The sequence below is a fragment of the Amycolatopsis sp. cmx-11-12 genome, from assembly GCF_046269425.1.
Classification (GTDB): Bacteria; Actinomycetota; Actinomycetes; order Mycobacteriales; family Pseudonocardiaceae; genus Amycolatopsis.
On sequence record NZ_JADNQM010000041.1, the window covers coordinates 1 to 14,893 of the forward strand.

Sequence of the window (14,893 nt, forward strand, 5' to 3'; positions counted from 1 at the left end):
GATCCGGTAATACGGGCAATCGATGATCAATCGGATAATTCGGCCCCAACCAGTGTCCTTTATGACGGTCAAGGGAAGGATTCCTTCGCGGGGTTGCACTTCACGCGATCTTCACGGAATCACTCATAGGCCGAACTGCTCGCGACCGAAGTGGCGGACGCCGCGGTTCGGCTGAACCCGATGGAGTGGTGCTGGTTGGCGATGGGTGTCCCGGGCGGTTAGCTCGGAAGGAGACCGACAGGATTGGGGTCCGGCTTGCGCAAGGTCGTGCTGTTCTTCGCGTTGCTCCCGATGGTGCTGCTCGTTTCGCCCGCGTCGGCGCGACCGGCCGGGACACCGGTCTACCTCGCCGACGGAGGCGGGACCCTTTCCTTGGCCGCCGCCGAGGGCAAACCGGTCTTCGCCGACGCGAAGGACGCCGGGGCACAGTGGCTGTACGACAAGGCGGCCCTTTCGTACAAACATGTCGCGAGTGGACAGTGCCTGGCGGCGATCAGCCCGGTGGACGGGGTCGGCGTCAAACTCGTGGCGTGCGACGGCAAGGACCGGTACCAGCAATGGCGCCGCAACGCCGGGCTGCCGGGGCTGGTGCTGCTGGCGAACGCGGCGACCGCCCGCTGCCTGACGGCGGAGGCGCCGACCGTCGGGGCGCGGCTCTACCAGGAGGTCTGTTCGCTGCCCGGCCTGTCCAACACGTGGGCCGCCGGGGTGCGGACGCTCGCGATCCTGTCCGGCAACGGGCAACGGCTGTCGTCGAAGACGCCGGGGCAGCCGTTCGTGGTGCGCGTGATCGGGGAGAACGGCCAGCCCGCCGCCGACGTGCCGGTGAACTTCTTCGTCCGCGCGGCGCGGCCGAAGAACGTGCTGGTCTTCGAGGGCGGTGCCGAGACGGCGGCGGCGAAGACCGGGGCCGACGGGTCGGCGTCGAGCCTGAAGATCGTCCTGACCGAACCGGGCGAGTTCGAGATCCGGTTCGCGGGCAGCGCGAGCCTGGAGGACGGGAACAGCATCGCCTTCGAAGGTAGTTGCAGCTGCTAAACAACGGGAGCAAGGGACCTTTGCTAGCGTTGTTTAGTGCACTAAGCAATGGGGAGAGTAAAGGTCCCTTGCTCTCTTTCCGCAGGTCAGCCCGCTTCAGGGCGGGAATCTCCGGCGTACCGCCAGTCCACGTCGCCCACTTCGCCCGCCTTCGCGGCCTTACGCCCGACTACGAACACGTAGAGCAAGAAGAGGACTTCGGCGACTACGCCGATCCCGATCCGTGCCCAGGTCGGCAAGCCCGACGGCGTCACGAAACCCTCGATCACGCCGGAGATCAGCAGTACCGCGGTCAGCCCCAGCGCCATCACCACGACCGATCGGCCCTGTTCACCGAGCGCCGCCGTCCGGGAGCGGCGTCCCGGGTCGATGACCGTCCAGCCGAGCTTCAGCCCCGTCCCGGCCGCGACGAACACCGCTGTCAGCTCCAGCAGGCCGTGCGGCAGGATCAGGCCGAAGAACACGTCGAGCCGTCCCGCCGACGACATCAGCGCCGCGCCGATCGCGAGGTTCAGCGAGTTCGCCCAGAGCGCGTAGATCACCGGGACACCCAGCACCACACCGAGGAACAGGCAGGTCGCGGCCACCCACGCGTTGTTGGTCCAGACACGCGCGGCGAAGGAGCCCGCGGGATCGGACGAGTAGTACGTCTCGTACTTCCCGCCCGGCGCCGTCAGGTCCTTGAACTCCTCCGGTGACGCCAGCGACGCGAGCACCTGCGGGTCACCGGCGATCCACACCGCCGCGATCGCCATCACCGCGATCGACGCCGCCGCTGACGCCAGCCACCAGCGTCTGCTCAGGTACAGCGCCGCCGGAAACCGTTGGGTGAAGAACAGGCCGACCTCGCGCCAGGCGGGGCTGTGCGAACCCGTGACGGCCGACCGGGCCTTCGCGACCAGGCCGGACAGGTGCGCGACGAGCACGGGGTCGGGCGCGACCGAGCGGATGATCGAAAGGTGCGTCGCGACGCGCTGGTACAGCGTCACCAGCTCGTCGGCGTCCGGGCCGCTGAGTTTCCCGGCGCGGCCGACGAGGTCACGCAGCCGATTCCATTCGGCCTGGTGCGCGGCGACGAACACGTCCACGTCCAACTCGGAGCCCTCCCGGCGATCGTCCTTGGTGGCCCAGCCTATTCGTCACTACGCTTGCCAGGTGGAACAAGAGTCCGAACTCGTCACCGGCGAGGCCGTCGTCCTGGACGTGCGCGCGGCGAAACTGGCCAGCCGCGGGCTCGCCATGATGCTCGACGTCGCACTCCAGATGATCACGCTGGTCGTCGCGATGCTGGTACTGAGCCAGGTCGCCGCGTTCGGTGACGAAGCGCTCGCGCTGACCCTGTTCCTGGTGACCCTCGTGCTGGTCATGGTCGGCTACCCGGTGATCTTCGAGACGCTGAGCCGCGGCCGGACGCTCGGAAAGATGGCGCTCGGCCTGCGCGTGGTCCGCACCGACGGCGGACCGGTCCGATTCCGGCACGCGCTGGTCCGCGGGCTCGCCGGGTTCTTCATCGACTTCTGGGCGCTGGGCCTGCTCGGCGTCGTGGCGGTGGTCACGTCGCTGCTGTCCACCAACGGCCGCCGCGTCGGCGACTACCTCGCCGGCACCCTGGTGATCCGGGAACGCATGCCAGCCTCCCGGACGCCGTATGTCGGGATGCCGCCGCAGCTGGCGTACTGGGCTTCGCAGCTGGACCTGACCCGCCTGCCGAACGAGCTCGCGCTCGCCGTCCGCCAGTACTTGAGCCGCACGAGCGAGCTTCGCCCCGAAGCGGTCGAAGCCCTCGGGTACGGGCTCGCGCAGCAGGTCGCGGCGACGATCGGGGCGCCGGTGCCGCCCGGGGTGCCGTCCTGGGCGTATCTGTCGGCGGTGCTGGCCGAGCGGCGGCGGCGGGATCAGGTGAAGTTGCAACCCCGGTACGCGCCGCCGCCGCAGCCTCAGTACCCGCCGCAATACGCGCAGCCGGTCGCGCCGGTGACCGCACCGGTTCCGGTGACCCCGGCGGAACCGGTGCCGGAGAACCCCTTCGCGCCACCAGGCTGACAACGCGACCGCCGCAATTAGTCCTCTAGTTGCGGTTCGCTGGGCACCATCAGTCACAGTGCGAGCGCGTGAAGGCCCCCTGCCCTCGGCTCAGCCGAGGGAAGGGGGCCTTCACGCGCTTGAGGACGCCGCAATTAGTCCTCTGGTTGCGGGTTTCAGGAAACGTCGGAAGACTTTGCCGCCCAGGTGTTGCATTGCGCCATCCGGTTCTTCTGCGCGCCGTGCTGCCACCACGAGATCGCGTGCGCGTCGGAGCCGTGGTCGCGCGGGCCGCCGTTGTGGTCGCCGCGGTCCTGCGAACCCCACGCGTCCCGGTACATCGACTGATCGACCGAGCCGCCACGGCCCACCGTCGAGCCAAGGAACGTCCCGGACAGACACTGCGCCGAAAGTTCGTTCCGCCTCGACATCTCCAGGCCCGCCGCCGAGTCGGTGCCCGCTTCGTACCGCGCGTCCCAATAGGCCTGCGAGATACCGGAGAGCGCCTGGATGTGGTGCGCGTATTCGTGCGCGAAGACCGCGAGGTACACCCCGGGCTTGTTGCCGTATTGATCAACCTGAAGGCCTTCGTACGGCATGTACAGCGTCTCGTTCTGCGAGCAGTAGAACGCCGCCCAGCCCTTGCTGGCGTCACCGCACGGGCTTGACCAGTTCTTGCCGGACGGGTATTTCACGGTCGGGACCCGGAACGGCAGTTTCGAGTAATTCATGACCTGTTGCCAAACGCTGTCCAGGCAAGGCCGCGCGCTTTCGAAGAACGCCGACGACGCGTTCGGGTTGTTCGCCCAGCGCGAGAGATTGCACGCTTGGTTCGGCAGGCCGACGTTGGAATTGAGCCACAGCGGGTTGTCCGCCAGCTTGTGGTGCGGTTGCGGGCCGGACGGCGCTCGGTTGGAGGTCTCGCGGGTCGAGCCGGCCGACGTCTCGCGCGAGGCAGTCGAATCACGCGATCTGGTGGCCGTGGTCGCCGACGTGTCACTGGATGTGGTGGTCGTCGAGTACTCCGAAGACGAGGTCGTCGGGTACGACGAGTAACCGGCGTCGGCGACGTGCCGTGAGCCGCCGTTCGCGATGGCGATCACCATGATCAGCCCGCCCATCACCGCCATCACGGCCACGATCGCGACGGCCGCGATGACCCCGCCGTTCGACTTCTTGGCGCGGTATCCCCCGTAGGGCGTGAACGCGGGCTGAGCGAAACGCGGGCCGTAGGGAAGCTGCGGCGGGCCGACGGCGCCGGGCTGGAACGGGACCGGCGCGCCGATCCGCGGCGGCGGCAGCGGAGCCGCGCCCGGCGGGGGCAGCGGCATCCCGCCGCTCGGTGGACCCGGCCGGAACGGCGGCGGGATCGGCATCGGCTGCGAGATCGGCGGACGGCCAGGGACCGGGCGTCCACCGGGGCCCGGCCGGATCGGCGGGCCACCGCGCGGCGGCAGCGGTCGCGCGCCCGGCGGCGGGAGCGGACGGCCGCCCTGCGGTGGTCGCGGCGGCGGAGTCGGCCGGCGCCGCGGATCAGGCGGGCCGGGCGGCTGCTGGTTCATCGAGTGGATCCCCCATGCGGTTCGGCAACGCCGTTCGCCCAGGTGGCGGATCCGGCGTTTCGGCGGTCAGCATAGATCGGCTGCCCTAGAGTGTGTGGCTGTGTTGACGAAATGGGGGACGGCGGTCGTGGCCGTCGCGGCGAGTACGGCCTTGATGGCCCCGCCGACGGATTCGAACGTTCCGGAGGCGCCCGAAGCGGGCCCTTCGCTGACGAACGCGCCACAAATGCCGAAGCCGCCACCGATCGGCGCACGCGGTGAGCTCGGCCTGCTCCAGCCGCCGAGCGGCGCGGCCGCGAACGTCGCGGTGAAGGTGGAACGCGACGGTTCGGTGTCGATCACGGAGCAGGTGACCGTCCCGGGTGGACAGCGTCTGGTGCGCCGGATTCCGTTGAAGGTTCCCGCCGGTGAGGAACAGGACCGCGTCTACGGGGTCCGTGACGTGACCGTCGAGGGCGCGGGCAAGACCGAGTCGAACGGTGAACAACTGGTCGCCACCTTCGACGGCGGCGCGTCCACCCTCAAGTACAAAGTGGACGGAGCGGTCGCCGACGTCAACGGCGCGCAGCAGGTGCGCTGGCAGGTCGCGAGCGGCTGGGACGGAGAACTGTCCCGGGTGTCCGCTTCGTTCAGCGCGCCGACGCGCGAAATGCCCACAGTGGACTGTTTCGCCGGGCCGCTCGGTTCGGACAGGCAGTGTTCGCTCGCCGAAACCGACCACAGCGGTGTCGTCCGCATCGAGCAGGACAAGCTCGCGGCGGGTGAACGGGTCGACCTCGCCGTCCAGCTCCCGGCGGGCACCGTCCCCGCGAACGCGCGGTTCGAGCGGATCGCTTCGGTCAGTGGCGCGTTCGCCCTCACCACGCTCACCGGCATCGGTTTCGGCGCACTGGCACTGTTCCTGCTCCTCGGCGCGCTGGCCGTCTGGTTGTCGCGTCGTCGCGACAAGGGTGCGCTCACCGCGGGCACCGGCCCGGTCGACGTCCTCATGCGCGACGGTGATCGCGTCTCCTTCGCCTCCCCCGACGGCGTCCTGCCCGGCCAGGTCGGCACGGTCGTCGACGAGACGGTCGACGTCGTGGACGTCAGCGGCACGGTGGTCGACCTCGCGGTCCGCAACTACCTGTGGATCGCCGAGGTCCGCGGCGCGGGCACCGTCGACTGGCAGATCGCCCGCCGTAACGCGCCGGACGAGCACCTCGTCGCCTTCGAACGCGAGATCTACACCGCGATCCTCCCCGACGGCACCGATTCCGTGCTGCTGTCGGAACTCCGCGGCCGCGGCACCGTCGATCTCCGCGTGGCGGGCGAGGCGATGTACACCGACGTCGTGCGCAAAGGCTGGTTCTCGCGCCGCCCCGACAAGGGCAAGAGCAAGCTCACCTGGGTGGGTATCGGCCTGGTCGCGTGCGGACTCGTGGGTACCGCGGTCCTGACGTTCACGGCCGGGCACGCGTTGCTCGGTGTCGCGGTCGCGCTCGCCGGGGTCGCCGTGCTGCTGGGCGCCTCCTGGGTGCCGCCGCGGACCTCGCGCGGCAGGCGCCTGGTCGGCCAGGTGCGCGGGCTGCTCGAATACCTGCGCACGGTCAAGGTCGCCGAGATTCCGTTGGGGGACCGGGAAATGGTGTTCTCCCGGTCGCTGCCGTACGCCATCGTCCTCGGTGACACCGAACACTGGCTTCGGACGTTCGAAGCGCTCGACCCGTCGGCGGACGGTTCGGCCGGGCTGTACTGGTTCGGCGGGCTCGAAGGCGATCGGGATCTGCGCCGGTTCGCCGCGCATCTGCCGTCGTTCCTGTCCGCTTTGGACGGTCTGCTCGCCGAATCCGGGCATCTGCGCTCGATTCGCCCGGAACCGGTCCCCGCCTGACGTGAAGACTCGCGATTCGGCACCAGCTTGCGATCCTCGCACGCGCAACTACCGCAATCTGGTGCCGAATTGCGTGCTGGTGGCGGTGCTTTTGGGCGTGCTTCTGGTCGTGCTGGGCGCGGCACCGGCGGGAGCGCAGGGCGAGGCTCCGCTCCCGACGCTCCCCAACAGCGCGGAGATCTCGCTCAAGGTGGAACGCGACGGCGCCCTCTCGGTCGTCGAGGCGGTGTCCGTGCCGAGCGAGGCGACGATGACCCGCCGGATTCCGCTGCGGACGGCCGCGCCGCACGATCGCGACCGGATCATCGGCATCCGTGACGTCGTCATCGAAGGCGCGGGCAACGCCGAACTGACCGACGACGAATTCGTCATCCGCCTCAAGGGCGGCACCTCGATCGTCCGGTACACAGTGGACGGTGCGGTCGCCGAAGCCGACGGGCTGGCGCGGGTCGGCTGGCAGCTCGCGGGCGGCTGGGACACCCGCCTCGAACTCGTGCGCGCGAGCTTCGCCGCACCGGCCATCCCGAACGCGGTCACCTGTTACGCCGGTCCCGAGGGGTCGCGCGCGCACTGCGGGGCCGCCCAGATCGCGCATTCCGGGCTGACCCGGTTCAGCCAGCAGAACCTCGCGGCCGGGCAGCGGATGGAGATCTCGGTCGAGTTGCCCGGTGGCACCGTCCCGGCGAACGCGCGGCTGGAGCCGTCGAAGACGTTCGCCGGCGCGTTCGTGCTCACCGCCCCGGTCGGCTGGGCTTGGGGTGGCTTCGCGCTCGCGCTGATCGTGGCCGCGGTGGCACTGGGCTTGCTCCGAAGGCGGGACAAACACCCCGGCGACGCACTCCCGGTCGAGCTGCTCACCGGGAAGGATGACCAGGCCGCGTTCGCGTCGCCCGATGGCGTACTGCCGGGGCAGGTCGGGATGGTCCTTTCGGGGCATACCGACGCCGTCGATCTCGCGGCGACGGTCGTCGACCTCGCGGTCCGGAACTACTTGTGGGTGAGTGAGGAGCCCGGCGAGCTGACCGGCTGGCGGCTCGTCCGCCGCAACCCGCCGGACGAGCAGCTCACGACCTTCGAACGAGCCGTGTTCGAGGCGCTGCTGCCGGACGAGCGCGAGTCGGTGCTGCTGTCGGAGATCCAGTCCGCCCGGATCGGGATCGGGACGGTGCGCGGCGAGCTGCGCGACAGCGTTGTCGAACGCCGCTGGTACTCGCGCCTGCCCGGCAGGCTCGCCCGCGTCGGCCCGCGTATCTGCTTCTACGGTTTGTTCCTCACCGTCCTGCTGGCGCTGACCGTCGGCTACGCGCAACTCGGGCTGATCGTCGTCGCGGCGGGGGCGGTACTCGCCGTCGCCGCCCGGTGGCTGCCGGTGCGCACCGGTGCCGGTGTCGCGCTGCACCGTCGGCTGCTCGGTGTGCGTGACGTGCTGCTGGCGACCAAGCCGTCGGCCGTCCCGAAGCTCGAACGCGAGGTGCTCCTTTCCCGGGCGCTGCCCTACGCGCTCGCTCTCGGCGAACAAGAACAGTGGGTCGCCGGATTCGCCAGACTGAAGGGTCCGCCCAAGATCTACTGGTACGGAAAGGAAGGCGTCGAGGAGGACGGCCTCACGCGGGTGAGCGACTTCACGGCCGCGCTAGTGGGAACCTTCGCCGCGACCCGCCAGGGTCGTCGCCCGGAGGCCTGACTAGCCCGTAGGGTGGTGCGCATGGCCGATCCCGAGCTTGTCCGATTCACCCTCGACAACGGTCTGCGCGTGGTGCTCGCGCCCGACGCGACCGCTCCGGTGGTGGGTGTCAGCGTCCACTACGACGTGGGCTTCCGTTCCGAGCCCGAAGGGCGCACCGGTTTCGCGCACCTCTTCGAGCATTTGATGTTCCAGGGGAGCGAGAGCCTGGAGAAGCTCGCGCACTTCCGGTACGTCCAGTCGAGTGGTGGCAGCTTCAACGGCTCCACCCATCCGGACTACACGGACTACTTCGAGGTCCTCCCCGCCGCGGCACTCGAGCGCGCGCTGTTCCTCGAAGCGGACAGGATGCGGGCGCCGAAGCTGACGCAGGAGAACCTGGCCAACCAGATCGACGTGGTCAAGGAGGAGATCCGCCTCAACGTGCTGAACCGGCCGTATGGCGGGTTCCCGTGGATCACCCTCCCGCCGGTGCTGTACTCCACGTTCCCCAACGCGCACAACGGTTACGGCGGTTTCGAGGACCTTGAGCAGGCCACCCTGGACGACTGCGCGGCCTTCTTCGACACCTACTATTCACCCGCGAACGCGGTGCTGACCGTCGCCGGTGACTTCACCGTCGAGCAGGCCCGCGAGCTGATCGAGAAGCACTTCGGCGACGTGCCGCACCGGCCCGCGCCCGTGCGTCCCTCGTTCGCCGAGCCCGCCCCCGAGGGTGAGCTGCGCGGCGAGCAGGTGGACCCGCACGCCCCGCTGCCCGCGGTCGGCATCGGCTACCGGATGCCGGACCCGATCAACGACCTCGACGGCTACCTGGCGAACCTCGTACTCGCCGGCGTGCTGACCGACGGCGACGGCTCCCGGCTGCAACAGCGGCTGGTGCACCGCGAGCCGCTGGTCGTCGACATCGGCGCCGGTGCCGGGCTCTTCGGCCCGTTCGAGGCGCGTGACCCGGACACGTTCACCATCACCGCGATCCACCCGCCGGACGTGAGCACCGACCAGGTCCTCACCGCGCTGGACGAGGAGTTGGAGAAGCTGGCGGCCACGCCGCCGGGAGACCAGGAGATCAAGAAGGTCACCGCGCGCTGGGCCGCGAGCCTGCACTCCGAGCACGACAAGCTGGTGTCCCGGACGCTCGCGCTCGGCTCGTTCGAGCTGCTGTACGGCGACGCGTCGCTGGTGTACCGGCTCGCCGAGAAGATCTCGGCGGTCACCGGCGAGGCCGTTTCGGCGGCGGCGAAGGCACTGCGGCCGGATTCGCGCGCCGTGCTCGTCGTCCGCCCGGGCAGTGGATCTTCAGACCAGGAAGGTACCGAGCAGTGAGCGCACCGCACCGCACCGCCGAGGAGATCGGCCGCACGGCCGCCGGGCCGCGTCCGGTCCCGCCGCTGGGAACGCAGCGCGCCGCCGCCGATCTGTCCCATGTGGACACCACGCTGAGCAACGGGCTGCGGGTTCTCGCTGTCCGCAAGGCCACCGTGCCGCTGGTCGAGCTGCGGGCGTGGATCCCGTTCGCCGGCGACGACGCGCTGCACCCGGCGACCGCCGAGGTGCTGGCCGAGACCCTGCTGACCGGCACCGCCCGCCGCGACCGCATCGAGATCGACGCGGACCTGGCGCTGATCGGTGGTGACCTCGCGTCCGGCGTCGACCCGGAGCGGCTGGCCATCAACGGCACCTCGCTTGCCGACGGCCTGCCGACGATGCTCGACGTCCTCGCCGACGCGCTCACCGGCGCGTCGTACGCGGACGCCGAGGTCGAGCGGGAACGCGAGCGGCTCATCGAGCGGATCGCGGTCTCCCGCACGCAGCCGAGGACGATCGCCCGCGAGGCGTTGCAGAAGCACCGCTACGGCAACCACCCCGCTGTGCGCGAGGTGCCGGAGGCCGCTGATGTGGCTGCCGTCGCGCCCGATCGCGTTCGCGCGCTGCACCAGGCTTCGGTGCTGCCGCGGGGATCCGTGTTGGTGCTGGTCGGCGACATCGACCCGCAGACCGTCATCGGGGACCTGGAGAAGGCGCTCGGTGGCTGGGCCTCGGACCGTTCCGCCGTCCGCCTGCCCGTGCTGCCCGATCTCACCGGCGGCAACGTGCTGCTGGTGCCGCGCGCGGGTGCCGTGCAGTCGCAGATCCGGCTTTCCGCGCAGGCCGTGTCGCGGACCGACCCGGGTTACGCCGCGCTGCAACTGGCGAACCTCGCCTACGGCGGGTACTTCTCGTCGCGGCTGGTCGAGAACATCCGTGAGGACAAGGGTTACACCTACAGCGCGCACTCGGGTTTCGAGTTCACCGACCAGACCGCGGTGGTGAACGTCGACGCGGACACCGCGACCGACGCGACCGCGGCCGCGCTCCTGGAGACGCGGTACGAGCTGGCCAGGCTCGGTCTCGTGCCGCCGACCGCAGACGAGGTCGAGTCGGTGCGCCAGTACGCGATCGGTTCGCTGGTCACTGCGGCGTCGTCGCAGGGCGGCCTCGCCGCGCAGCTGGCCGCGCTCGCCGCGACCGGCCTTGGCGCCGAATGGCTCGCCGAGCACCCGGCACGGCTCGCCGCGGTCACCGCCGAAGAAGTGGCCGATGCCGCGCTGGAGTTCTTCGCGCCCAAGCGGTTCACCGGGGTCGTCGTCGGTGACGCCGACGTCCTCGCACCGAAGCTGGAGGCGCTGGGTGACGTGACCGTCGGGGAGCCTTCCTGATGGAGACGCCGTTCGGGTTGGGGGCGCTCCCGACGCTTTCGCGCTCCACGGCGGACCGTCAGGAATCCTTGCGCACCAACCCGGACAGGCTCGCCGAGCGCTGGCCGGACGCGCACGTCGTCCTGCTCGACGAGCACGCGCGCACCCCGGTGGTGGAGGGTTCCGGCACGCTCGCGACCCGCAAGACGCAGGACTTCGGCGCCGAGCCGCCCGCCGACGCGGTCTTCCTGGGGGAGTGGCAGGGCACCGACTTCTGGTCGCTGCCCGGCCGTCCCGCCGGGGAGACCGAGACCGTCGAGATGGCGGGCAGCTGGGGCGTCGTCGAAGAGGTCCCGCGCCACGAAGGCGAGATCTGGGTCGACCTGCGCGGCTACGGCGACCTGCTCGACGACGCGTCGGCCGGGCTGTTCACTACCGCGCAGGCGCTGCGGAACTGGCAGCGGCAGGCGAAGTTCTGCACGCGCTGCGGGAGCCCGGTCGAAGTGATCCAGCTGGGCTGGGCGAGCAAATGCACCGGCTGCGGCCGGGAGGAATACCCGCGCACCGACCCCGCCGTGATCTGCCTCGTGCACGACGACGCCGGTGTCAACGGCGAGCACGTCCTGCTGGCGCGGCAGCCGATCTGGCCGGAAAACCGGTACTCGATCCTCGCCGGATTCGTGGAGGCGGGAGAGTCGCTCGAAGGCTGTGTCGAGCGGGAGATCCGCGAAGAGGTCGGCGTCGAGGTGCGCGATGTGCGTTACCTCGGCAGCCAGCCGTGGCCGTTCCCCCGGTCGATCATGCTCGGGTTCACCGCGCGGGCCGACATCTCTTCGACGATCGTGCCCGCGGAGGGCGAGATCGAGGAGGCGTTCTGGGTCTCGCGCTCGGAGGTGCGGGCCGCTTTCGCGAACAGTCAGTTGCGGAACGCGGGCGCCGTGCCGACGCCGATCGCCGGGGGTGAGCGGCAGCTGGTATTGCCGGGGAACTCGTCGATCGCTCGCGTGATGCTGGCTGCTTGGGCGGGCGTCTGACCCTTCCCCGAATGCGCCCGCCGATGTTATGAAAGTCCCGTTCATAACACTTGAGGGGGCAGAGTCGGTGCTCCACTGGTCCGATCGTGACAGTAGCTCCTCAAGTACATGAAGGCCCCCTTCCTTGCGCCTAGGTACAGGAAGGGGGCCTTCATGTACTTGGCCGGGCCGTGTCCCTGAGTGGCCACCCTCCGCAGCGGTACATCTACCCGCTGTGCGGAACACGTCAAGCGTTACCTCCCCGTTTCCCAGGCCCGTTGACGACTGTGGTTCGGCTCACTACAGTCCCCGGAAACCGTCTGTAAAGTTTCCTAACGAAGTCGGGAGCGAACCCCAGTGCGAGCCGGTAGTCCGCGAATGCTGCGCGAGATCAACGATCGCGCGGCCATCGAGGTCCTCCTCAGGGACGGCCCGCTGACGCGCTCCGAGCTCGAGGTCGCGATCGGCCTGTCCAAACCCGCGACGGCGCAGCTGCTCACCCGCCTCGAACAGGACGACATCGTCGCCAAGGCGGGCGTGCGCGGTGGGGGCCGCGGGCCGAGGGCGCAGCTCTGGCAGGTCAACGGCGGCGTCGCCTACGTCGCGGCCGTGGACCTGACGCCCAAAAAAGCAGATTTCGTCGTCGCCGACGTCACGGGCGCGGTGCTCGCGGAGTACCAGGTCCCGCTGCCGGTCCACGCGGGCGCGGACGTCGTCGGCACCTTCGGCGAAGCACTTACGAAGGTCGCGAACAACGCCGGGCTCGCCGCCACCGACCTCCGCCACGTCGTCATCGGCGCGCAGGGCGCGTTCGATCCGCGCACCGGCCTGCTCTCTTCGGCGCCGCACATCCCCGGCTGGCTCGGCTTCGACGTGCCGAGCAGGCTCAGCCAGGAACTCGGCGTCGAGGTCACCATCGAGAACGACGTCAACCTCGTCGCGATCGTAGAAATGACCGCCGGCCAGGCCGTCGGGCTGGACGACTTCGTGATGATCTGGCTCAGCGACGGCGTCGGCGGCGCGGTGGTGGTCGGGCGGCGGCTGCTGCGCGGCGCGACCGGCGGTGGCGGTGAGATCGACTGGATGCGCGTCCCCGACCCGGTTTCCGTCGCCACCCCGAACCCCAAGCCCCGTGCCGGAGATCGGTTCGGCGACATCGTCGCGTCGCCCGCGGTCGTCGCGTTGGCCGCCGCGCACGGCATCGAAGCCGAGACCGGCGCGGACGCCGTCGCCAAGGCGCGGCAAAACGACAACGAAGGTTTCCTCGACGACCTCGCCCGCCGCGTCGCGGGCGGAGCGGCCAGCTTGATCGCGGTCGTCGACCCCGAACTCGTGCTGCTGTCGGGTGACACCAGTCGCGCCGGTGGCGACGAATTCGCCGCGCTGGTCGCGAAAAGGCTGCACGAACTCGTCCTGCCCCGCACCCCCGTCGGGGTCGCGTCGGTGCAGGGCAACGCGGTGCGGGAGGGCGCGCTTCAATCCGCCCTCGCCACCGTCCGCAGGGACGTCTTCGGCGTCAACACCCCTTCGCTCCTCGGGCCCAGCAGGTCCGGGGCGGGAGAGCCCCATCCGATCGTGGCGATCCCGGATTCACGAACAGAACCACCGTCTCCCGCCCCAACCAACTAGGAGGAGGGTCATGAGTTCCACGACCCAGGTTCGGAGAAGTGGCCGCCGTTGGCGCGGCTCGATAGTGCTCGGCGCGGTCACCGTCGCCGCACTGGTGTCCGCTTGTTCGGGCGCCGCAAGCGGCCCGGCCGGGGGAGCGGGTGACGCGGCGGCGGCACCCGCCGCGGACGCGAAGCTCACGCTGACCGTCTACAGCAAGTTCACCGACCGCGAGTACAACGTGGTCACCGCCGGGCTCAACAAGCTCAAGGCGAAGTTCCCGAACATCGAGATCAAGCACGAAGGCCAGCAGGACGACGACAAGATCACCCAGTCCATCCGCGGTGGCAACCCGCCGGACGTGGCGATCTCGTTCTTCACAGACAACCTCGGCGCGTGGTGTTCCACGGGCAGCTTCCAGGATCTCAAGCCCTACATCGATCGCGACAAGATCGACCTCGGCCAGATCCCCGACGCGGTCCGCAGTTACACCGAGTACCAGGGCAAGCGCTGCGCCATGCCGCTGCTCGCCGACGTCTACGGCTTCTACTACAACAAGGACATGTTCGCGGCGAAGGGCATCACGTCGCCGCCGAAGACGACCTCGGAACTGTTCGAGGCCACCAAGAAGCTGACCGAGTTCAACCCGGACGGCTCGATCAAGGTCGCCGGGTTCATGCCGTCGATGCCGTTCTACGCCAACTTCGCGCAGTACTGGGCCCCGAACTTCGGCGCCACCTACCTCGGCCCGGACGGCCAGTCGCATCTCGCCGACAGCCCCGAGTGGAAGGCGATGTTCGACTTCCAGAAGCAGCTCGTCGACTTCTACGGCGGCCACGCCAAGGTCGAGCAGTTCAAGGCCGGTCTCGGCGAGGAGTACTCGGCGGACCACGGTTTCCAGCGCGGCAAGCTCGCGATGATGATCGACGGCGAGTACCGCACCGCGTTCATCAAGGACCAGACGCCGGACCTGAAGTTCGGCACCGCGGCCCCGCCGGTGCTCGACAGCAAGCCGGACCGCTACGGCGGCGCGTTCACCACGGGCACGATCATCGCGATCCCCAAGGGCGCCAAGAACCCCGGCGCGGCTTGGGAACTGATCAAGCAGGTCACGCTGGACACCTCGACGCTGGTCGAACTCTCCAACGGGCTCAAGAACGTGCCGAGCACCAAGGCCGCGCTGACCGACCCGAAGCTCGAGGTCACGCCGGAGTTCAAGACGTTCCTCGACCTGTACAACGGCGGGAAGCTGCTGCCGAACCCGTCGACCCCGATCGGCGACGCGCACCTCAAGGCCGTCAACGACTTCGCGGAGAAGTGGCAGGCGGGCAACATCCCCGACATGGCCGCGGGTCTCAAGCAGGTCGACGCTCAGATCAACGACGAGCTGGCCCAGAAACGCGCCGGCGGCTGATCGC

At 69.6% G+C, this 14,893-nt stretch carries 11 protein-coding genes; 9 read left to right on the forward strand and 2 right to left on the reverse strand.

Annotation, left to right across the window (positions count from 1 at the left end; genetic code table 11):
• The first annotated feature begins 243 nt into the window (after positions 1 to 243).
• A complete protein-coding gene (locus ACLARN_RS36900; protein ID WP_409496120.1) occupies positions 244 to 1,038 on the forward strand; it encodes a hypothetical protein in 795 nt (264 codons plus the stop codon).
• A gap of 86 nt (positions 1,039 to 1,124) precedes the next feature.
• On the opposite strand, the gene ACLARN_RS36905 is transcribed toward ACLARN_RS36900, so the two are convergent.
• Positions 1,125 to 2,132 carry a stage II sporulation protein M gene (locus ACLARN_RS36905; protein WP_409496121.1) on the reverse strand — a complete coding sequence of 336 codons (1,008 nt, stop codon included), beginning with the start codon at positions 2,130 to 2,132 and terminating at the stop codon, positions 1,125 to 1,127.
• A 61-nt stretch (positions 2,133 to 2,193) separates the two neighbouring features.
• Between ACLARN_RS36905 and ACLARN_RS36910 the strand changes: the two genes are divergently transcribed.
• Positions 2,194 to 3,081 (forward strand): RDD family protein, encoded by an 888-nt coding sequence (locus ACLARN_RS36910; RefSeq protein ID WP_409496122.1) that lies wholly within the window; start codon positions 2,194 to 2,196, stop codon positions 3,079 to 3,081.
• 155 nt (positions 3,082 to 3,236) lie between these two features.
• On the opposite strand, the gene ACLARN_RS36915 is transcribed toward ACLARN_RS36910, so the two are convergent.
• A complete protein-coding gene (locus ACLARN_RS36915; protein WP_409496123.1) occupies positions 3,237 to 4,622 on the reverse strand; it encodes a neutral zinc metallopeptidase in 1,386 nt (461 codons plus the stop codon).
• Between the two features lie 100 nt (positions 4,623 to 4,722).
• Here ACLARN_RS36915 and ACLARN_RS36920 point away from each other — a divergent pair, with 100 nt between their 5' ends.
• From ACLARN_RS36920 to ACLARN_RS36950, 7 genes are all read left to right on the forward strand, one after another.
• Positions 4,723 to 6,492, forward strand: a complete 1,770-nt coding sequence (locus ACLARN_RS36920; protein WP_409496184.1) for a DUF2207 family protein — start codon at positions 4,723 to 4,725, stop codon at positions 6,490 to 6,492.
• A 1-nt stretch (position 6,493) separates the two neighbouring features.
• Positions 6,494 to 8,176, forward strand: a complete 1,683-nt coding sequence (locus ACLARN_RS36925; protein ID WP_409496124.1) for a DUF2207 family protein — start codon at positions 6,494 to 6,496, stop codon at positions 8,174 to 8,176.
• 21 nt (positions 8,177 to 8,197) lie between these two features.
• Positions 8,198 to 9,502, forward strand: coding sequence for a M16 family metallopeptidase (locus ACLARN_RS36930; protein WP_409496125.1), 1,305 nt, complete (start codon positions 8,198 to 8,200; stop codon positions 9,500 to 9,502).
• Positions 9,499 to 10,875: a M16 family metallopeptidase gene (locus ACLARN_RS36935; protein WP_409496126.1), complete on the forward strand. Its 1,377-nt coding sequence runs from the start codon at positions 9,499 to 9,501 to the stop codon at positions 10,873 to 10,875. The genes ACLARN_RS36930 and ACLARN_RS36935 overlap by 4 nt, the downstream gene beginning before the upstream one ends.
• A complete protein-coding gene (nudC, locus tag ACLARN_RS36940; RefSeq protein ID WP_409496127.1) occupies positions 10,875 to 11,888 on the forward strand; it encodes an NAD(+) diphosphatase in 1,014 nt (337 codons plus the stop codon). The genes ACLARN_RS36935 and nudC overlap by 1 nt, the downstream gene beginning before the upstream one ends.
• Positions 11,889 to 12,245: 357 nt before the next feature.
• Entirely contained in the window at positions 12,246 to 13,496 is a 1,251-nt protein-coding gene (locus ACLARN_RS36945; RefSeq protein WP_409496128.1) for an ROK family protein, read from the forward strand.
• A gap of 10 nt (positions 13,497 to 13,506) precedes the next feature.
• Complete coding sequence (locus ACLARN_RS36950) at positions 13,507 to 14,889, forward strand: extracellular solute-binding protein (RefSeq protein WP_409496129.1); 1,383 nt, start codon at positions 13,507 to 13,509, stop codon at positions 14,887 to 14,889.
• Positions 14,890 to 14,893 lie beyond the last annotated feature (4 nt).

Excerpts from the sequence above, each read along its gene's own strand:
- ACLARN_RS36915 (WP_409496123.1), bottom strand. The coding sequence starts at position 4,622 with ATGAACCAGCAGCCGCCCGGCCCGCCTGATCCGCGGCGCCGGCCGACT.
- ACLARN_RS36930 (WP_409496125.1), top strand. The coding sequence starts at position 8,198 with ATGGCCGATCCCGAGCTTGTCCGATTCACCCTCGACAACGGTCTGCGC.
- nudC (WP_409496127.1), top strand. The coding sequence starts at position 10,875 with ATGGAGACGCCGTTCGGGTTGGGGGCGCTCCCGACGCTTTCGCGCTCC.
- ACLARN_RS36945 (WP_409496128.1), top strand. The coding sequence starts at position 12,246 with ATGCTGCGCGAGATCAACGATCGCGCGGCCATCGAGGTCCTCCTCAGG.
- ACLARN_RS36950 (WP_409496129.1), top strand. The coding sequence starts at position 13,507 with ATGAGTTCCACGACCCAGGTTCGGAGAAGTGGCCGCCGTTGGCGCGGC.